Below are 21,595 nucleotides of genomic sequence, written 5' to 3' on the forward strand. Positions count from 1 at the left end.
TTTGTAATAATTGATTATTACATCATTTATATAATGATGGAACTGATTTGAAAAAAAATAAAAATTTTTGTTTAAATTTTACTTATTTTTTAGCTTGTTTTCTTTCTCTTGGTGTTAAAATCATTTCAAAATTTTTAATTGTATTTTGTTTTTGATTCTTTTTTTCAATTAATAATAATATGATTTTATGAATAAAGTAAATAGGTATTAAAATTAATGGTAAACCTAGTCCATAAGCTATTAATGTTGGAGAATTTTCTAATTTTTCATAACCTTTGAACACAACGCTTATTTTGTTAATGAATGCTACTAGTAATAAAAAGAATAATGAAAAAATAACTGAAGCATAAACTTTTCAATAATAAAACGGATTAGACATAATAACTGGTTTTTTAGACATTAAATTTATTGAATTAAATGTTGCAGTTATTCCTAAAACTAAAAATGCTATAGTCGATGCTGCCCTTATTATATTTTCGCCACTATCGCCATTGTTTTTTGCTCATAAAGCACCTAAATAATAACCTACCATTGATAGTATTCCAATTATAATTCCTTGTCATAAGGTGTTTCAACCCATCCCATTAGCAAAAATAGATTCATATTTTGAAATAGGACGCTTATTCATATAATCTTCTTTTGAATTTTGAAGGCCTAATGCTATTGCTGGAAATCCGTGGGTAAATAAATTAATTCATAATAACTGGGTTGCTGAAAGAATATAAATTTCTTTGCCTTTTAATTCGCTTCAATCTTTAAAAACAAATTTAAATATTAATAATCCTAAGAAAACAAGAATAACTTCAGCGATTGATGTTATTAATAAGTTTTGAATTACATTTTTAATTTTTTGGTATATTGAACGGCCGTTTTTTACTGCAGAAACAATTGTTGTGAAATTGTCATCTGCTAAAATCATATTGGCCGCTTGTTTCGAAGCTTCGGTTCCAGTAATTCCCATAGCGCAACCAATATCTGACGCTTTTAGCGCCGGTGCATCATTTACCCCATCACCTGTCATAGCAACAACTTGGTTTCTTTTTTGTCAAGCATTAACGATTCTTAACTTATCTTCAGGTTTAACACGAGCATAAACTGAATATTTATCAATATTATTTGTTAGTTCATCATCACTAATTTTTTCTAGTTCAAGTCCGCTAATAGCTAAATCACCATCATTATAAATATTTAAACTTTTTGCAATTGCAATTGCTGTATTAATATTATCGCCAGTAATCATAACAGGCTTGATTCCTGCTTGACGACAAATTGATATTGCAGCTTTTGCTTCTTCTCTCGGTGGGTCGATCATTGCAACTAAACCATCAAAAGATAAATTATTTTCTAAGTAATTTAATTGATAATCATTATTTTTTAAGAATAATTCATCAAGTTCTTTCTTGCTAATTTCTTTTGAAGCAATCGCTAATACTCTGTAAGCTTGATTAGCTCATTCATTATTAACTTTTAATACTTTTTCTTTATTATTCTTTTCAAGTGTAGTTTTATTAATTAAAACATCAGGCGCTCCCTTAACAATAACCATAAATTTATCATTTATTTTGTTAATTGATGTCATTAATTTACGATCTGAATCAAAAGGTCAAACATGAATTCTTTCATATTGTGAAACCAACTCTGTCTTAGTTTTATATTGTGAATATTTCTCTAATTCATATAAAAATGAAACTTCAGTTGGATCACCCACGGGTTTATATTCGTTATTTTCAAATGATAAATTAGCTTCAGAACATAACGAACCAAACTCAATTAACTTCAAATAATTGTTATTCATTTGTGAATTTGTTAATTTATCATTTTCTAAATTATATAAATCAACAATTGTCATTTTATTCTGTGTTAAAGTTCCGGTTTTATCTGAACAAATAACAGCACAACTTCCTAATGACTCTACAGCCATTAAATCTTTAACAATCGCTTTCTTTTTGGCCATTCTTTGTACCCCAATGGCTAAAATAATTGAGGTAAATGCAATTAAACCTTCAGGAATTGCCGCAACAGCTAATGAAACACCATTAACAATTACCGTGCTTCAGAAATATAATTCTTTATAATGCGATGTATTAGAAATTGCAAAAAGAATTTGCATTAACATGCTTCCTAAAAATAATGCAATACCTACATATCCAAAAATTTTACCTAGCTTATTTATCTTAATTTGTAATGGACTCATTGCTTCTTTTTGTTGACTAACAAGAGCAGAGATTTTACCTAACTCAGTTTGTGAGCCAATAGCACTAACAACATAATAAGCAGTTCCAGTTGCTATTATTGAAGAAGAATAAACCATAAATTTACGGTCTGCTAATGGTAATGAAAAATCTCTTTCTGATAAATAATCTTTTATAGAAGGTTCACTTTCTCCAGTTAATGAAGATTCAATTGCTGAAAGATTTGATGAAAATAATAAATATCCATCAGCAGGAACAACATCTCCAGCCTCTAACATTACGACGTCTCCAATTGTTACATCCTTAGAATCAATTGAAACCAAAACACCATTTCTTACAACTTTTGCCTGCAACGGATTTAATTTACTTAAGGCATCAACTGCTTTTGCAGATTTTATTTCCTGTATTGCACCTATTAAGGAGTTAGTTAATACAACAAATAAAATAATTGAGGGTTCAACAAATTCAACTACTAACTCAGAATTAAAATTTCAGTTGTGTTTTGAACCGCTAATAATTGCAAAAATATAAGACAGTAAAGAAGCACATAATAAGATAATTACTAAAACATCTTTAAATTGTGATAAATAGACTAAAAAAGGATTAATTTTTTTTGTTTTCTTTAACTCATTTAAACCGTATTTTTTTTGTCTATTAATAGCTTCTTCGTTTGTTAGACCTTGTTTTAAATTTATTTCTAACATATTATCTTCTATTTTTGGATACTCTTCAATTTTTTGTTTTTTCATGTATTACTCACTTTTATTTTATAAGTTTATTTATTTAAACAATTTTACCTTATTTTTACTTATATTCAAAATAAAAGAAAATAAAAAAAGAACTGGCACTTATTATTAAGTACCAGCCTTTTTTACGCGAAAAAATTTATTAACGAGCTGTTTCGTATGAGTGTAGAACTAAGTTGTTTAATTCTTGAGCTTCTTTAATGTCAGCGATTACACATGGGCAGTATTCTTCTGCTTTACATGGGCAGTATTCGCCAGCTAGAATTTTTTCGTATTTTACTTTTTTTGCTAAGGCAATTTGTTTTTCAATTGGAGTTGCAGCAAACATAATTACCATGTAAACAATGAATAGACCTGAAGTTGCACCATATCCAATTAGATCTGGTACTAATTTAGCTTTAGCAGCATCGTCACCTTGGAAGTATTGTGCTAATGTTAATCCTAATGATACAAATGGGTCTAACATTTTGAATAATAGGGTAACCATAACCATGATTACAGCTGTAATACCAGCTCAAACTGTGTGCTTGTTCTTTTGAACAGCGATGAAGTTTTTCTTTCTGTTTTCTAGAACACCAACGATAGCTAGAGCAATGAATGTGAATGCGAATACAGCCATTCAGTCAGCCATTAAGTCTGAGAATGATAATAACTTACCAATGTTATGTCCGTATACACCACCAGTAGCGTTATCTACGTCTCAGAAGTCGATGTAAGCGTATGATCCGATAACTGTGAAGATAACCATGAATGGTAATGATAAGAATAGACAGAATAGAGCACCAACAATAGGTGTTTTACTGTTCTTCATGTATCTGTAAGCTTTAGCAGGGATGTAGATTTCTCCTTCCTTAACTAAGTCTTCTACAAAACGAGTTGCTCACATTGAGAATCCGTTTAGAACCCCTAGAACACCACAAGCGATGAATACGTTTAGTAAACCAAATGCTCACTTGTGACCTTTACCATCTAGTAAGTCACCAAAGTCATAGAAACCACCTGATTTAGCACCTAATGACATAGCTGCAGCGATTAGGATGTAAATACCTGTCATTGAGAATAAACCAATAACTAGAGCAGCAGGAGTTTTTTCTGGGTTCTTCATTTCTGATTGAATACCAGCTGAAACGTAGAATCCGTCAAATGCAAAGAAGATACCAGCTAATGATCCAAAAATACCTAATACTGGTGTCATTTTTAAGAATGATGTAGATTCTTTATTAAATAAAGTTTCTTTAGTAATAGGTGTTCAAATTTGATCTCCTGCACCTAAACGTTGTGCAAAGAAGATAAATCCAATAATAACGATAGCTACTAAAGGAATAAACTTAACTGATGTGATTATTAAGTTTTGAATGTTTCCTGCACGTCCACTTAGACCTGCTGAAAATAACATTCATAATGTTAATAATAGCCCAATAGCAAAGTATAGTCATGGAGCTGATGTAGAACCACCAAAGTTGGTGTTTAGGTTAAATCCACCAACAGCATCTTGGAATTGAACTATTACATAGTAAGGCATAAAGAAGTATGTAAATGGAAGATATAGGTAAGTCATAAAGAACTTATTAGCTTTGTAAATTGCTAAAGTGTTAAATGCCTTAGATCAACCAATCATACCTAAGTTGTCATTACGTCCTGAAGCTACTTCAACTAGAGCTAGAGCTAAAGTAACTACAGCAAAACCAGCGATTAATCATGTCACTAATGCTAAAGCGATGTTTCCTGCTGAATATTCTAGAACGTTTTTAGATCTTAGAAATATACCAACACCAATTGTAGCACCGATAACAACCATGATAGCTGCAAAGAAACCAATTTTTTTCTTTGAGTCTGAAGTAACAACCATTTGTTCTTCGGCCATAATATTTCCTTTCATATAAATAATAAATAAAATTCGAACTTTAGATACACCAACATTTATATGTCTTATGTCCCACAACAGATGTATCCAATTAAAATTATATTATTTTTTTCAAAATGTTAAAATTATTGTTAATTATAAGGGCTTTTTACAAATAAATTTTGAAACAGGGGGTATGTAAAATTGAAAAAAATTATATTTGTTGTTGATATGTTGAAAGGTTTTTGCACAATTGGGCCTTTGGCAAGTAAAGATATAAATAATTTAGTTCCAAACATAGCCGAATTTCTAGAAAAAAACAAAGAAGAAAAGATTGTTTTTTTATGCGATTCACATTCAAAAGACGACATTGAAATGGAATCATATCCAATTCATTGTTTAAACAATACAGATGAAGCTGAAATTGAAGATTTACTAAAACCTTTTGCCAAGGAAATTATTAATAAAAATACTACAAATTCTTTTCTAGCAATTAAAGATAAATCAATTTTTGAAGATTATGATACTTTTGAGATTATAGGATGTTGTACAGATATTTGTGTTTTACAATTTGCCTTGACTTTAAAAACCTACTTAAATTCAATACATTTAAACAAAGATGTTATTGTTTTTAAAAATTTAGTTGATACTTTTGATTCTGAAAATCATAATAGAAAAGAATATCATGACTTTGCTTTAAAATTAATGGCAAATGGTGGAATAATTATTAAATAAAAAGGCTTGCAACTATAAAAAGTTGTAGCCTTTTTTTAAGAGTTAATTATCTGAGTTTGTTTATTTTTTTTATATTTTGATTCAATAAATTTTACTAAGTAACCAATTCCACTCATCGTATTTCATAAAGTAAAGACACCTACAAAGGTAAATGGAATATATAAAATTGTTAACACTCAAGGTTTTAATTTAGCTAAGAAATTAATATTTGAAACCATAGGGTTTGGTTTTCTATGACTCATATTAAATAAATTTATTCCCTTTGATCAAGTAAATTTTTCGTTGTCTCTTAATTGATAAATTATTTCGTTTCCAATAATTGCAAAACTATACAAAATTAGAAAAATAAGTGAAGCAGCTAAAAAGTTTTTTCAATGATATCTAACAGTATGTCTTATAGTTAAAAATAAACCCAAAGAAAATAATAGAGAGTGGTAAATTATTGAGTGAAATGAAATAAATCTATTTGTAGTAAACACATCACCAGGATAAAACATTACAAATCCGCCCATTCATAATGTAAAAATACCAAGATAAGATAAAATGCCTTCACTAACTTTTCCTTCGGGAATAAATAAGTATATCGGAATAACATATAATGGGGTTGAACATAAAACAAAAGGAAAAAATGATGTTTTGTTATAAATATCATATACTCATGTTTTTGTTGCGGTATCATTATGTCCTATTGCCAATAATTGTTTTAAAATTTCTATAACAAATAAAATAGACCAAAATAACCCTATTATTATTTTTAATTTTCAAAGTGCGATTTTATTATCTTTATCTTTTTTAATAAAAAATATCATTAAAGTGGCTAATAAAATTGAAGCAAATAGAAAAATTAAATGAAATCACCCATATGCTTTGGGGCGTTCTCAAGTTATACTTAATCCTTCAATAAATTTATACATTGCTTTTCCTTTACTTTTAATTTTGTTTTTATGTTATTTTAAACTTTTTCAAAAAAATGTTGTTTATTAGTTTTTTTAATTAATGAAAAGTTCAAAATTTGTTGTTTTTATCTTAATTTGAATAAAAAAACTATAAAACTTTCTTTACAGATTTTTATAGTTTTTTTCTTAGGTCATTAAATGATATGGCGGGCAATAAGGGATTTGAACCCTTGCGAGCTATTAACTCCTAACAATTTTCGAGACTGTCCCCTTCGGCCACTTGGGTAATTGCCCATTTTATAATTTATTTCTTTACTTAAAAATAAATTATAAACTAAATAATATAAAAAAGTTTAAGCCTTAGAAAACTTAAACTTTATTTTTTATTTATGATACTTAATATTTTTTTTAATTGCCAGGCCACGATAAATTTGTTCGATTAGCATTAAACGAAACATTTGATGGGGAAAAGTCATTTTCGAAAAAGAAATTTTATTATTAAATTTACTTTCATCAACACCATTTGATCCGCCAACGATAAAAGTTAAATTATCTTCAATAAAAAGATCTGAAAATTCTTCGCTGGTCATTTGTTTTCCTTTTAATGATAAATAAATAACTTTTGAATTCTTTGGTATTTTACTTAAAATTAATTCAGTTTCTTTAGCAATTTTTATTTCAATATTTTCATTAACAACCTCTTTAATTTCAATTAAATTTATTGTTGCTAAAAAACTTATTTTTTTAATATAAGAATCGTATATTTTTTTGTTATCACTACTTAGTGATCCAACTGCTATTAAATTAATTTTCATAATTATTTTTTACGGTTATTTAAATAAAACATTAACATTTGAATATCGGCAGGATTTATTCCACTAATACGTGTTGCTTGTCCGATTGTTGTTGGACGAATTTTTTCAAGTTTTTGTCTTGCTTCGGTAGCTAAATTATCTACTAGAGAGTAATCTAAATTTTCAGGTAATCTTAGATTTTCTAAACGAATCATTTTTTCGGCAGCACTTTCTTGTTTTTTTAAATATCCAAATAATCTAACTTGAATGGTAATCTCATTAATATATGGATAATTTTCGCCAAGAATATCAACTGGGTCTACTTCTGGGTTTGAAAGTAATTTTAAGTATGATTGTCCATTAACAACATTATATTTAATTCCCAAATCGCTTTTTGAAGAAATGTATTGATTTTTTAACTCTTCAATCTTGTTTTGGATATCTTGATATTTTGTAATTACTTTTTCATACTCATCTTTAGTAATCATTTTATTATCATATGCATATTGAACTAATCTTTCATCAACGTTATCATTTCTTAGTAATAAACGATATTCTGCACGACTTGTTAACATACGGTAAGGTTCTGTTGTTCCTTTTGTAACAATATCATCAATTAAAACCCCAATATAGGCATCACTTCTTTTTATTTCCATAGAAGGCATATTTTGAATCTTATTTGCAGCATTTATTCCAGCAATTAATCCTTGAGCAGCGGCTTCTTCATATCCACTTGTTCCATTAGGTTGACCAGCTGAAAAGAAGTTTTCAACTATTTTTGACTCTAATGATTTATATAAATTTAAAGGATTAATAGCGTCATATTCAATAGCATAACCATATTTTTGAATACGGCAATTTTCTAAACCAGGAACAGATCTAATCATTTCATCTTGGACATCAACTGGCATTGATGTAGATAAACCATTAATATACATAATGTCACCTTTTGAAGTTTCAGGTTCAAAAAAGACATGATGAGTATCTTTATCCTGAAATCTTACAATTTTATCTTCGATACTTGGACAATATCTTGGGCCAACACCAATAATAATTCCCGAATATAACGAACTTTTATCTAGATTTTTTAAAACTATTTCTTTAGTTTTTAAAGTTGTGTGTGTTAGAAAACAAGATGTTTGTTCATCTAATTTAATATTGCTTCTGCTTGAAAAGCATAATTCTGTTTTATCCAAAACCTCTTTTTCGACTTTAGAAAAATCGATACTATCAGTATAAATACGACAAGGTGTTCCAGTTTTTAGTCTTTGAATTTCAAAACCGTATTTAGCTAAATTTTGTGATAATGTTGAACTATTTTTTTCGCCATCAGGACCATCATTTTTGATATCTTTTCCACGTAAAATACGTGAATTCATATAAACACCAGTGGTCATAACTGTGGCTTTTGCAAATAATTCACCATTTGCTAGAGTTTTAACACCAAGACATTTTTTATTTTCAACAATTAAATCAGAAACTTCATCCTCAATTAAAGTAATATTTGGTTCTTTCTTAATTGCTTCTAAAATTATTTCTGAATATTTTTCTTTATCAATTTGTGCCCGCAGTGATCATACAGCTGGACCTTTTGAGGTGTTAAGCATTTTAATTTGAATCATTGCCATATCAGCAAAAATACCCTGTACTCCTCCCAGGGCATCAATTTCACGGGTAATAATCCCTTTTGCTGATCCACCTATTGAAGGGTTGCAAGGTAACATTGCTAGTTTGTTAGTGTTTAAAGTAATTAAAGCTACTTTTAGATTTCTTTTTGCTAATGCGAAAGTTGCTTCGATTCCGGCATGTCCACCACCAATTACGATAGCGTCATACATATTATTCATTTTTTTACTACTTGATTTCTTTTAATATTTTTTCAATTCTTGCAGCTTCTGGTTCCACTTGATCAATTAAAAATACTAATTCTGGTAATTTTTTGTATTTTCAACTTTTAGCGACAACAGAACGAATAAATGGCGTCATTGAAGTCACTTTGTCAAAGTATCTTTCTTTATCTTTAAATAAAGTAATGTATACTTTGGCGTGTGAACCGTCATTTGATAAAATAACGTCGTTGATGGCGATGTTTGTTACATCAAAATCTTTTAATTCAAAAAAACTATTTCCAATTAATTCTAATAATAATTGGCTTTTTCTTTCGTGTACAATTGTGTTCATATTAAACTAATACATCCTCATAAAATTTTAATTCGTCATCTACTTCTATTTTATCAAAATCTTTGATGTGAGTACCAAAATCGAAACCTTTTTCTACAACTTTAACATCATTCTTTTCTCTTTTAAGAGAACTTATTGAACCTTTATAAATACTTTTACCTTTTCTAAACACTTCAACCTTACAAAATTCTTTTACTTGCCCTTCTAACATTTTACATCCAGCAATTGTTCCAACTTTTGAATAAAAGAATAATTGAATAACGCTTGCAAGTCCAATTTGTCTTTCTTCATAAACTGGTTCTTTTAATGTATTCATGATTGCTTCTAATTCTTCAACTATTTTATAAATAATGTTGTGTGAAGCGATTTTAATTTTCTTATTTTCTGCTAATTTTTTAATTTCACTTGATGCGTTAATATTAAATAAATAAACACGTGAATTTGAAGTTTCGGCTAATAATAAATCAGCCTTGGTTAATTCACCAGCTGTTGCACGAATAACATTAAGTGAAATTTCATCATTTCTTAATTTTGATAAAGTTTGCTTAATTGCTTCAGCTGTTCCTTGAACGTCAGTTTTAATAATAATATTTAAAGTTTTTTGTCCATCTTTAATTGAGAATGAATTTTTTTCACTTAATTCTTTTTGCTTATTAATAAAAGATTTTTCTTCAGCTAATTTTTTTGCAAATTTTTCATCACTAATAACAATAAATCTATCTCCAGATAATGGGTTTTTATTTAAACCTGTAATTACACAAGGAGTTCCAGGTAAAACTTTTGTTAAAGGCTTACCTTCAACTGAAGTTAGACTTCTAATATTTCCATATTGACCACCGGCAACAATAAAATCACGTGGTAGTAATGTTCCGTTTTCAACAATAACTGTCGAAACTACACCTCTACCTTTATCAATTTTTGATTCAATAATTGTTCCAAATGGATCTCGATTTAAGTTAGCTTTTAAGTCTAATAAATCTGCTTGTAAGAAAATTGACTCTAATAATAAGTCGATGTTTTGATTTAACATAGCAGAACCATAAATAAATTGGTTTTGTCCGCCTCATTCTTCACAAACAATATCATGTTCGCTTAATTGGCTCTTAATTCTTTCTACGTCCACTCCGGGTTTATCCATTTTGTTAACAAATATTATTATTGGAACATTTGCAGCCTTAGCGTGATCAATTGCTTCAACTGTTTGAGGTTTAACACCGTCATCAGCAGCAACTACAATAATAACAATATCAGTAACCTTTGCTCCTCTAGAACGCATTTCAGTAAATGCCTCATGGCCAGGTGTATCCAAAAAAGTTATTTTTCTACCATTATATTCAACTTGGTAAGCACCAGTATGTTGGGTAATTCCACCAAATTCGGTTGAAAGGATATTACTTTTTCTAATCTGATCAATTAATGTTGTTTTACCATGGTCAACATGCCCCATAATTGTAACAATAGGTGGTCTTGAAAATAAATCTTTTGGATCATTAATAACTTCTAATTTATCAAATAAATTCTCAGCATCAACAGTTTCTTCTTTTTTAAAGTCAAGATCATAATTTAAACATAACTCAGCTATTTCTTCTTCATTAAGAAAAGTGTTGATTGTTTTCATGATTCCTTTTTTGAAATAGTAAGTTAAAACTTTAGCTGCTGTTTGATTAATTTTATTACTAAAATCTCCAACAGTCATAGGGCCACTAAAAATAAATACACCGTCTTGTACTTTTGTTTCAACTGTATTTAATTTCTCCTTAATATTTTCTACATTGGAAGTTCTTTTATTGTTTTTTTGCTTAGCCATTTATTCACCTCATTTCTTAATTTCTCATATACTGACTCTTCAATATTTTGTCTAAATGCTTTATTTAGTAAATGCTTTTTAAATAAAGTATCAATTTGTTCTTGATTATCAAGACAATATGTTCCACGACCTTCTAATTCTAAGTTTGGATCAAAATAAAATTCATTATTTATTTTTGCAAATCTTACAAGTTGAGAAACCGGATAAATTTTTCCATCAACTATTGATTTACGACTATATTTTTTATCAGTCTTCATTGTCTAAATCACCTAAATCAAGATCTTCTAATCCAGCACTTAAATCATCGTCCTTCTTAAAGTCCTTCATTTTAGTTGATGTAATTTTTTCATAGTCAGCTTCGATTTGAGCCTTATCTTTAATTTCTACTTCTTTAATATCTTCTGAATATACATCTAATAAGTCATCGATTTCTGAATCAGAATTATTAAGTTCATTTTGCATATCTAATCATGTTTTTTCAATATCTTCATCCGAAATTGAATCATATAACTGTTTTTCAAAAACTTGATCAGTTTGTTGAGCCTTTTGTCTTAGTTCTGCTAAATCCTGATCAAATTCCGAAATATTAAATGTTGAATCTAAAATTGAATCATTTGATTTTCTAGGATTTTTTCTTGTTGTAATTGATTTAAGATTAAGTCTTTTACCTTCGTATTTTAATTTTGCTTCTTCTTCAGTAATATTAGCATTTTCAAATGAATATTTAATTTGCAACTGATCCGCTTGATCTTGACTAATAATTTCTAAGCGACTTTTTGTTAGTTCTGAAGCCAATCTAACATTTTGACCTTTTTTACCAATTGCTAATGTATGATGTGCATTTGGAACAATAACAGTGAAACTATTAAACTGTGGAGTTGAATCTTCTCTTTCAACAATGTCAATTACTCTCGAAGGGCTAACAGCATTCATAACAAATTTTTTCTTATCATCGTTATATAAAACAACGTCAATTTTTTCATTCTTTAATTGTTTAGAAATTACTTCGATTCTTTCATGGTTTTTACCAATTACTGTACCAAGTTCTTCTAACGCAAATGGTGCACTTTCGGTTTTTCTAATTGCAACTTTTGATCTTTCGCCAGGTATTCTAACAACTTTAACAATTTCTACATATCCAGCCGCAACTTCGGGAATTTCTTGTTCAAATAATTTATTTAAAAGTTTTGATTCTACAGAAGAAACTAAAACTTGTGCGTTTTTAGATTCAGGTTTAACTTCTTCAATATAAACATCTAATAAATCACCGGGTCTTAAATTAGCTAAAAGTCTCAAGTTAGTTGTTGAGGGTGGCATATATGCAACTGTGCCATCATAAAATTCCATTAATGTTCCAGTTTTAGTGATGTTAGTAATTTTTGCCTTAACAATGTTTCCAATTAATTGACTATATTTTTCAAAAGTCATTTGTTTTTCTAATTCTCTAATTTGTTGGTTGAAGATACTTAGAATTTTTTGATAATCTCTTTTGTGAAATCTTTCAAAATCTATTTCATCAGAAATCATATCTCCTACTTCTGCAGAAGGGTTAATTGCTTGTGCTTCCTTTACTGTTATTTCTATGCATGTACAAAAGTTATCTTTTTCTTCATCAGTTTTAGGTTCTTCAGTAACAATTTTGGTATGGTTAATGATTTTAAATTGTTTCTTATCACGATCAATAATAAACTCAAGTTCAGCATCAGGATCGTATTGACCAAGAATAACTTGTTCAACCGCTCTTTTAAATAATTGAATAACTGCTTCTTCATCGATTTTTTTAATTTGTGAAACATTATAAATAGCATTAAATATTTGGCTTGCTTTTAGTTCTGATTCACTTGATTTAACACTCATTTTTTCTCCTTTTACGTATATTTAATTGCAAAAAGGATCGGCTTACGCCAACCCTTTTTAATCTTAATTAAAAACAGTATAAAGTAATTTTAATATATTTTTGAATTTTATAAACAAAAAAGGTGTTTAAATGTGCAAAAAGTGTATTTATTTTCAAATTATTTTACCTTGGATTTTATTGTTGTTTCTATCTATATCAATAATTTTAATATTTAAGTTATCACCAATTGAAACTAATTCACTTGGGTGATTAATAAAATGATTATCAGTTTTTTTCATGTTTTTAATATGAATTAAAACATTTTCTTTTAATCCAATGTAAGCAAATACACCAAAATTAGTAATGTTTTGAACTTGTCCGATAATTTCTTGCCCAACTTGAATGTCTTCAAATTTTAAAATTTTATCATTAACGATAAAACCAGGCTTGTCTTCTCTAATATCTTTCCCAGGCATTAATAATGAATCAATAATCAAATCAATATCATATTGACTTACGCCAAGCTCTTGTGACAGTTCTTTTTTATTAGTTGATAGTAAAACTTCCTTATCAATATTTTTTAAGTCTAAAGATAATTCTTTTACTACACGGTCAGCCAAATCATATAAATCAGGATGAATATTTGTTTTATCATAGAAAACTTTTGAATCATAAATTCTTAAAAAACCAACAGATTGTTCATAAGCTTTTGGTCCTAAGCCTTTAACTTTTTTTAATTCATTTCTAGATTTAAAAGAACCATTTTCATTACGATAATCAACAATGTTTTGTGCTATGGTTTTTGATAAGCCCGAAACATATTCTAGAATATATTTAGTTGCTGTATTTAAATCAACTCCAACCATATTAACTGCCTTATCAACTTTAAAAGATAATTTCGATGCTAATTGTTTCTGGTTGACGTCGTGTTGGTATTGACCAACACCTAATGATTTTGGGTCAATTTTAATTAACTCATTTAATGGGTCTTGAAATTTTCTTCCAATGTTTATTGCTGATCTAAATTCTAATTCAAGATCAGGGAATTCTTCTTGAGCAATCTTTGAAGCTGAATAAACTGATGCGCCCACTTCACTTACGATAGCAAATTTTGTTTCTAAATTCAAGTTCTTTTCTCTTCTTAAGGTTAATAATTTATCAACAAACTCTTCTGTTTCACGGCTAGCGGTTCCGTTTCCAATCACAATTAAATCTACTGAGTATTTATTTAAAATTTGATTTATTTTTTTAACTGCTTCAATAAACTTTTCTTTTGAACTTCCGTGAGGGTAAATGATGAAACCTTCTAGATAATTTCCATTCCCATCTAACATTGCACATTTGCAACCATTAGTATAACCTGGGTCAATTGACAAAATACTTTTATTTTTAGTAGCTGGAGATAATAATAAATCTTCTAAATTTTGTGCAAAAATTTCAATTGCTTCTTTTTCTGCTCTTTCAAATAAATCTGTTTTAATTTCTCTTATTATTGAAGGAAAAATTAAACGATCTAAGGCATCTTTTATTGCTTCGATAACAATTTTTGCAGTTCTTTTGTTAATAAAAAACTTGTTATTCAAATAATAAATAATTACTTTTTCATTAAACTCTATTGTATATGACAATATTTTTTTGTCTTCACCACGAGTGATTGCTAAAACACGGTGGTTTGGAATACTTTTTACTCTTTCACTATAGTCATAATATTGTTTAAATGTTTCTTTCTCATCCTCAGTATTTTTCTTTTTAGTTACAATGCTTCCATAATTAAACAATTGACTTTTTACATATTCACGAACTGAAATATCTTGAGAAATATTTTGGGCGATAATAAATTTAGTTTGTTCGATAACTTGCTCAGTATCTTTTAAAGTATCACCGTTAACATATTTATTGGCTTCACAATAAACATTAAAGTTTTCTTCTTTATTACTCATTATTAAATCAGCTAGTGCACCAAGACCTAAAGCTAAAGCTTCTGTTGCTTTTGTTTTCTTTCCGACTTTAAAAGGTTCATAAATATTTTCGACTTCTTGTTTAGTTTGTGCTAAATCAATTTTTTTACTAATTTCAGGGTCTAAAAGTTTCTTTTCATCAAGAACTTTTTTAACGTAATCTTTTCTTTTTAAAAGTTCAACATCATATTCATATAGTTCGCTAATTTGTGCAACTTGTTCTTCATCTAATCCGCCTGTTACTTCTTTTCTATAACGTGAAATAAAAGGAATTGTCGCCCCTTCGCTTAATAATGTAAGTGTTTCTTTAACTTGTTCATCCTTAATATTTAATTTTTTCGCAACATTTTTTATTGATATATCAACCATAATAATTCTCCAGTTTTTTCTATTGTGCTTATAAGTATTTTAAATTATAATGAAAATAATTTTTTCTCTTATTTTTCCTAATTTTTTTTAAGATATCTCATTTATAATTTAATAAATAAATTTTAAAAGTTAGGAGGAATTTAATATGTTAAAAATTGGTGTAATAGCTGAATTTAACCCATTTCATAATGGTCATATTTATTTATTAAACAAAATAAAAGAAAAATATCCTAACTCTAAAATTATTGTTGCTTTATCATCAAACTATACACAACGAGGCGAAATTGCTTGTGCTTCTTTTGCCCAAAGAAAAAAAATATGTAAAAAATATGGAGTTAATAAAGTTATTAAACTTGATTTTGAAACTTCAACGCAAGCAGCTCATATTTTTGCTAAAGGATCAATAGAAACATTAAATAAGGCAGGAATTGATATATTATTTTTTGGAACTTCAGATAGCAATAATATAAATAAATATATTAAAGCAGCGAGATTAATAAAAGAAAATGAATCCATTTATAACCAAAATGTTAAAAAGATTCTAAAGAGTGGTAGATCGTTTATTTTCGCTTGTTATGAATCTTTAAAATTATTTTTAAAAGAAGAAGAAATACCAAAAGATATTTTAGGTTTTGAGTATACAAAATATATTATTAATAATAATTTAAATATTAAGCTTGATTGTATTCAAAGATCTGTGGCACATGGCGCAGATAAAGTAAATTCATTTTATGCTTCAGGAACTAAATTAAGAGAAATGATAAAAAATGGTGAAGATATTTCAAAATACTCACCGTTAGTTATTAAAAAAGTAAAAAGAATTGAAGATACATATTCAAAATTTCAAAAAATAGTTCGAAAATTATCGGCTAATAAATTAGCTAATATTAAGCTCGTGAGTGAAGGAATGGAAAATCTTTTTAAAAAAAATATTGAAGCAAAAACTTATCAAGAATTTATTGATCTTTGTACATCTAAAAGGTATACTAAATCAAGAATACAAAGAGTATATTTATATGTTTTAAAAAAGAGATTTAAAAAAATATAGTCTTGCTTTTTTGAAACAAGACAACTGTTTAAAATTAGATTTCTTTCATTTTATTTTTTGTAATTATTTTATTTTTTAAAAAAGTATAATAGTTAATATATTAAAAATTATATGGAGGAATATATGGCTTCTTTAAAAGAAGAATATCTTAAAAAAGCTGAAGATCTTAGCATATCAAACGAAATAAATCAAGATCAAAAAAATTTAATTAAGGAAATAATTAATAAATTTGATGATAACGATAAAAATTTACAGAATGTTTATCAATTTTTAATTAAGAGAGTGAAATTAGGTTTTACTTTTGATGTAGCACCTTCTGTTGATTCATCGCAAGTAGCCTTATTAGTTAGAAATGAAAAACTTTCATTTCAAAATAAATTTAATGAAAATCAAAATAATTTAATTATTGGAGAAAATTACGATGCTTTAAAAAATTTGATAAGCATTGAGAGAGAGAGAGAGAGAGAGAGAGCTTCTCTTCTAATTTTGATGTAATTTATATTGATCCTCCATACAATACCGAATCATCAAGAACAGACGGTAATAATCTATCTGAAAAAGATAATGTTGCAAGTTCTAAATTTATATATCGCGATAAATTTAGTAGAACCGGCTGATTAAACATGTTAAATGAAAGATTAATAATGGCACGCCAACTTTTGAAAGAAGATGGTGTTATTTTTGTATCAATTGATGATTCAGAACAAGCTTATTTAAAAGTTTTAATGGATGAAATTTTTGGTGAAGAAAACTTTGTTGCAAATTTAGTGTGAATTAAAAAAAGAGGACCTGGTGGCAATACCTCATTTAACTATTCAATTGTTAAAAACACTGAATATATATTGGTTTATGCTAAAAATATTAATAATAGATATTCAATTACATTAAACATGATGCTGAAAAATTGAATAAATTAGGTTACAAATTAAAAGATAAACACTTTGAACAAAGAGGATATTATAAACTAACAGATTTACACCGTCCTTCATCAACTGGTAGTTTTCAATATACACCATCACTAGACTATGAAATTAAAGCGCCTGATGGTTCATTATTCAAATTATATTCAAATATTATTAAGCCGCGCTCTGCTCGTTATACTTGAAATTATGAAACCTATAAAAAAGGTGAAGAATTGGGTTTTATTGAGTGTGTAAAAAATACTGAAGGCTATTGAGTTGCCAAAAGAAAACAATATCAATTTGTGAAATTCAACCCTAAAACACACAAAATAGAAAAAATCGAAGCTGGTCAGCCTTTTGAAAACATTATCGATAATATTTATTCACAAAAAGGTGGGGAAGATATTATAAATATACTAGGTGATAAAAACACTTTTGATTTTCCTAAACCACAAAATTTAATTAAATATTTAATTAATATGGCTTCTGATAACAAAAATGCTCGTATATTAGACTTTTTTGCTGGTTCAGGCACTACAGCACACGCTGTTTTAGAATTAAATCGTGAAGATGGTGGAAATAGAACTTTTACATTAGTAACTAATAATGAAAATAGTATTGGTACTAATGTTTGTTATGAAAGATTGTATCGCATCAATATAGGTATGGGTTCTAACGGGGAAACTAATTTTGAATGAATTAAAAATAACAATCCATTTCAATCAAATTTAAATGTTTTTGATATTAAATATTTTAATACTTCACTATTTAATATTGAAGAGGGTAATAAAAAAATAAAGGAAGCCTACTTAAAAGAATTGGATGATTTTCAACTAAATTCAACTAATTTAAAAACTTTAGATATCTTAAGAGAGTTAACTGCTTTAAAACCAGTAGAAAAATTAGATGGTGAGAAATATGAGACTAAGTAAATGTCAAGAAATAACAGTGAATGAATTAGTTTCTAAATTTAACCCTCTGCAAAAAAATATAATTGATTTTCAAGCACCGACAGGTTCGGGAAAAACTTTTATGATAACTAATATGATAGACAGATTAATTTCTAAATTTCCTAATGAAAAATTAACATTTGTAATTGCTACATTATCTTCAGCAAATTTACCTAAACAAATGCTAGATAATTTAAACGATTACAAAAAATATCTTCATAACAACTTTATTACAATAGAAAGAAAAGAGTCTCCTTCGACCAAAGATTCAAAAGTTAAAGACGGTCATTATCAAATAATGGCAAAAAGAAATAATATTTTAATTTTGGGAACCCAATCTTTTGGGAAAGGTAGAATTTTTACGGAAGAAGGAACAATAAATGGCTTTATAAATCAAATAAAGTCTGAAAATTATAAGTTAATTTATATTAGAGATGAAGCACATTATGGCGGAGAGGCTAAAAAAGAAAATAATAAATTTTTAGATTATTCACTTGAAGAAAATTTGTCTAAACAACTTAACAAAACAAAAGATGAAAGTAAAAAGTTTGAGCTTCTAATGCAAGATGCGGCGCATTTTATTGTTAAAATGACGGCTACTCCAAAGGGAAAAAATGATTTAGTTTTATTAAATGAAAAAGATTTAGAAGAAGATAACATAATACTTTTAAAAAAAGTTTCTAAATATAACGAAGGAATAAATTCTTTAAAATCAGAAGAGATTTCAAATAATGACATTCTTGAGCTTGCTTGTAAAAAATTTAAAGAAGTAAAAAATAGGTATGCAAATTACCAAGAGGAACCATTTTTACAAAATATTAATCCGGCAATGCTAATACAGGTTCGCGATGATTATAAAAATAAACATGAAGAATTCGAAAAAGAAATTAATAGTATAATTTCAATTTTAAATAAAAATGGACTAACATGAGTTAAATATTTTGGTTCTAACGATGTCGATTCTTCAATAAGATTAATAAATAATTCACTAAGATCTATATCACACAATCACTCAGATATTGATGTAATTATTTTTAAAATTGGCCCCGCTACAGGTTGAAATATTCCAAGAGCCTGTATGCTAGTCCAACTTAGAAATGTTTCTTCAGATAGTTTAAATACCCAAACTTTAGGAAGAATAAAAAGAAACCCAAATCCTGAAGCAGATTATTCAAATAGTTCAATTGCTCTAAACTATTATTATTATTCAAATATTCAAGAATCAAGCCGGCAAAGAATTACTTTAGTTTTAAAGAACGAATTTAAAGACGAAAAATTTAAAGTTGGTTCAATTGATAGATCTGAAATAAAGAAAAGAGTAAATAATCCAAAATATTTAGAGGATTTAATATCTTTATTAGATATTAATCAACTCAACGCAGAATTTAATAAATATTATAATTATTATAAAAAATATAAATTTATCGTTGTTAGCGAAGAAAACTATGGTAATAAAAAATTAATAACGAATAAAATTCAAAATAATATTGAACTTGAAATTTATAAAGAAAATTTTTTATTAGAAAATAAAACATATTTTTCAAAAAACATTATTTTAGCTATTGAAAATTGGTTTTTTACTTGTAAAAGGGATGATCGCCTTCATGATTTATTTTCAGTAAATTTGATGTGACTTATAATATCTATTTTTAAAATGGAACAAATTAAAAGTAAATTTTCTGAAATTATTAATAGTTCAAAAATCGAAAGCAAGATTTATAAAATTTCTGAAAAGTCCTTACCATATAATAATGACTTATTAGTTAAGGAAAACAGTAAGGAAATGGATATTCCGGATGCTAAATATGCATATGAAAATTTAAGAAGTAAAAAAGAAAATTCTAATATTAATTATTTTGATTCAAAAGTAGAAACTAAATTTTTAAGTCTCTTAAAAGACTATATCATTAATAATGATCAAAATTACAAGATTAAAATTTGAACTAAGAATCCTGTTTTTCATGGTTTATTTTTAGAATATTTTGATGATGATAATAATGTTTCTAAATCTTTTCCTGACTTTATAATAAAAATATCCCTAAATAATGAAAGTAAACAAGAACATATTTTTTATATTGAAACCAAGGATTCAAATGACAAATCTATTAAGATTTCAAATATCTTAAAAGGTTATAAAAAATATTTTGATGATAAAAATGTTCCACTATTCGACCAATTTTCCAATGAAAATTTAACTTTAATTGTTGCTAAAGTAAATCAAAAAGAAAAAAACAGTATTAATTTTCAAGGGTCTAGTTCCATTAAAAATGTTGAAAAATTATTAAACGAAAATAAAGAAAAAGAAAAACCAATTACCTTTTTAATTGATTTGTTTAATTCAATATAAGAATAAATAAAAATAACTCGCAAATAAGGCAGTGAGTTATTTTTTTACTATATTCTTTTAAATTCTTCAGTAGCGTCGACTAAAGCTTGTGCTATTTTTTCTTCTTTAGATGAATGACCTGCTATAACGAAATTTAACTTTGAGTTATTTAATTCCTTATGAAGAAAGTAAGCTCCTTCAGGACGACAGTCCATGTCATATCTTCCATGAATAATAATTGTTGGAATATTTTTAATTCTTTCAATATTATTTAAAATGTAATTATCTTCTAAAAAAATATGATTAATAAAGTAATGATTTTCCAGTCTTGCTAATTCCAAATTACTTTTTGAATTAGATAAAATAGTTTCAATATCAGCTAAAGGCTCTATTGTAATTAAACCCAATTCTCATTTTGCTCAATGATATGCAGCCTTATAGGCAACATCTAAATTATCACTATTTAAATATTTATTATATGCTTTAATTAAGTCATTTCTTTCATCTTTAGGAATAAATCCTGAAAATTCTTCATAGGCTTCGGGAAAATAATAAGAAGCTCCTTGTTGATATAAATATTGGTCATCTTCATATCTACCTAAGAAAACACCACGCAAAATCATCCCACTAACTTTTTCTGGATAATTAATAGCATAAATTAAACTTAAACAAGAACCTCATGAACCGCCAAATAAGATTCATTTATCAATATTTAATTCTTTTCTTAATTTTTCCATATCTGAAATTAGATCTAAGGTTGTATTCTCTCTTATTTCTGCAGATGGAATTGATTTTCCACATCCTCTTTGATCAAATAAAATAATACGATAATGTTTAGGATCGAAATATTGACGGTTTGATTCAGAAACTCCACCCCCAGGTCCACCGTGAACAAATAATATTGGTCTTCCATTTGGATTTCCAACTTCTTCATAATAAATACTATGAATATCACTAACTTTTAAATAACCACTTTTATAAGGTTCAATAGGTTCAAACATAATCATTCCT

At 27.3% G+C, this 21,595-nt stretch carries 17 protein-coding genes and 1 tRNA gene; 6 read left to right on the forward strand and 12 right to left on the reverse strand.

Annotated features, from left to right (window positions below):
• Positions 1–82: 82 nt before the first annotated feature.
• Together EXC38_RS02255 and EXC38_RS02260 are read right to left on the reverse strand one after the other, a co-directional pair.
• Positions 83–2,941, reverse strand: coding sequence for a cation-translocating P-type ATPase (locus tag EXC38_RS02255; RefSeq protein ID WP_129694657.1), 2,859 nt, complete (start codon positions 2,939–2,941; stop codon positions 83–85).
• Between the two features lie 139 nt (positions 2,942–3,080).
• On the reverse strand, positions 3,081–4,817 hold the full coding sequence (locus tag EXC38_RS02260) for an APC family permease (RefSeq protein ID WP_223213796.1): 1,737 nt from the start codon (positions 4,815–4,817) through the stop codon (positions 3,081–3,083).
• Between the two features lie 168 nt (positions 4,818–4,985).
• Here EXC38_RS02260 and EXC38_RS02265 point away from each other — a divergent pair, with 168 nt between their 5' ends.
• On the forward strand, positions 4,986–5,516 hold the full coding sequence (locus tag EXC38_RS02265; protein ID WP_129694658.1) for a cysteine hydrolase family protein: 531 nt from the start codon (positions 4,986–4,988) through the stop codon (positions 5,514–5,516).
• Between the two features lie 35 nt (positions 5,517–5,551).
• Here the strand turns inward: EXC38_RS02265 and EXC38_RS02270 are convergent, their stop codons facing one another.
• The 9 genes from EXC38_RS02270 to EXC38_RS02310 all read right to left on the reverse strand — a co-directional run bounded on the left by EXC38_RS02270 (position 5,552) and on the right by EXC38_RS02310 (position 15,358).
• Entirely contained in the window at positions 5,552–6,430 is an 879-nt protein-coding gene (locus tag EXC38_RS02270; protein WP_129694659.1) for a TMEM164 family acyltransferase, read from the reverse strand.
• A 186-nt stretch (positions 6,431–6,616) separates the two neighbouring features.
• A tRNA-Ser gene (locus EXC38_RS02275) sits at positions 6,617–6,706 on the reverse strand.
• Positions 6,707–6,795: 89 nt separating this feature from the next.
• Entirely contained in the window at positions 6,796–7,227 is a 432-nt protein-coding gene (locus tag EXC38_RS02280) for a 23S rRNA (pseudouridine(1915)-N(3))-methyltransferase RlmH (RefSeq protein WP_004416836.1), read from the reverse strand.
• A gap of 2 nt (positions 7,228–7,229) precedes the next feature.
• Positions 7,230–9,053 (reverse strand): tRNA uridine-5-carboxymethylaminomethyl(34) synthesis enzyme MnmG, encoded by a 1,824-nt coding sequence (mnmG, locus tag EXC38_RS02285; RefSeq protein ID WP_129694660.1) that lies wholly within the window; start codon positions 9,051–9,053, stop codon positions 7,230–7,232.
• 7 nt (positions 9,054–9,060) lie between these two features.
• Positions 9,061–9,387, reverse strand: a complete 327-nt coding sequence (rbfA, locus tag EXC38_RS02290; protein ID WP_004416833.1) for a 30S ribosome-binding factor RbfA — start codon at positions 9,385–9,387, stop codon at positions 9,061–9,063.
• A gap of 1 nt (position 9,388) precedes the next feature.
• A complete protein-coding gene (gene infB, locus EXC38_RS02295) occupies positions 9,389–11,194 on the reverse strand; it encodes a translation initiation factor IF-2 (protein ID WP_129694661.1) in 1,806 nt (601 codons plus the stop codon).
• On the reverse strand, positions 11,155–11,451 hold the full coding sequence (locus EXC38_RS02300) for a YlxR family protein (protein ID WP_109246764.1): 297 nt from the start codon (positions 11,449–11,451) through the stop codon (positions 11,155–11,157). The genes infB and EXC38_RS02300 overlap by 40 nt, the downstream gene beginning before the upstream one ends.
• The gene (gene nusA, locus EXC38_RS02305; protein WP_060823353.1) at positions 11,438–13,051 is read right to left on the reverse strand and encodes a transcription termination factor NusA; all 1,614 of its coding nucleotides are present in this window, start codon (positions 13,049–13,051) and stop codon (positions 11,438–11,440) included. The genes EXC38_RS02300 and nusA overlap by 14 nt, the downstream gene beginning before the upstream one ends.
• A 147-nt stretch (positions 13,052–13,198) precedes the next feature.
• Positions 13,199–15,358: a helix-hairpin-helix domain-containing protein gene (locus EXC38_RS02310; RefSeq protein ID WP_129694662.1), complete on the reverse strand. Its 2,160-nt coding sequence runs from the start codon at positions 15,356–15,358 to the stop codon at positions 13,199–13,201.
• Between the two features lie 145 nt (positions 15,359–15,503).
• Between EXC38_RS02310 and EXC38_RS02315 the strand changes: the two genes are divergently transcribed.
• The 5 genes from EXC38_RS02315 (at position 15,504) to EXC38_RS02340 (ending at position 20,605) form a co-directional block, all read left to right on the forward strand.
• Complete coding sequence (locus EXC38_RS02315; RefSeq protein ID WP_129694663.1) at positions 15,504–16,406, forward strand: nucleotidyltransferase; 903 nt, start codon at positions 15,504–15,506, stop codon at positions 16,404–16,406.
• Between the two features lie 123 nt (positions 16,407–16,529).
• On the forward strand, positions 16,530–16,901 hold the full coding sequence (locus EXC38_RS03630) for a type III restriction endonuclease subunit M (protein ID WP_318025085.1): 372 nt from the start codon (positions 16,530–16,532) through the stop codon (positions 16,899–16,901).
• 5 nt (positions 16,902–16,906) lie between these two features.
• Positions 16,907–17,323 carry a site-specific DNA-methyltransferase gene (locus EXC38_RS03635; RefSeq protein ID WP_318025089.1) on the forward strand — a complete coding sequence of 139 codons (417 nt, stop codon included), beginning with the start codon at positions 16,907–16,909 and terminating at the stop codon, positions 17,321–17,323.
• A complete protein-coding gene (locus EXC38_RS03640; RefSeq protein WP_318025086.1) occupies positions 17,311–18,240 on the forward strand; it encodes a DNA methyltransferase in 930 nt (309 codons plus the stop codon). Before EXC38_RS03635 ends, EXC38_RS03640 begins: the two co-directional genes overlap by 13 nt.
• A complete protein-coding gene (locus EXC38_RS02340) occupies positions 18,227–20,605 on the forward strand; it encodes a DEAD/DEAH box helicase family protein (protein WP_129694667.1) in 2,379 nt (792 codons plus the stop codon). The genes EXC38_RS03640 and EXC38_RS02340 overlap by 14 nt, the downstream gene beginning before the upstream one ends.
• A 47-nt stretch (positions 20,606–20,652) precedes the next feature.
• Here the strand turns inward: EXC38_RS02340 and pip are convergent, their stop codons facing one another.
• The gene (gene pip, locus EXC38_RS02345; RefSeq protein WP_197723427.1) at positions 20,653–21,585 is read right to left on the reverse strand and encodes a prolyl aminopeptidase; all 933 of its coding nucleotides are present in this window, start codon (positions 21,583–21,585) and stop codon (positions 20,653–20,655) included.
• Between the last annotated feature and the right edge of the window lie 10 nt (positions 21,586–21,595).

It is taken from the genome of Mycoplasmopsis arginini (genome assembly GCF_900660725.1).
Taxonomy (GTDB): Bacteria; Bacillota_I; Bacilli_A; order Mycoplasmatales; family Metamycoplasmataceae; genus Metamycoplasma; species Metamycoplasma arginini.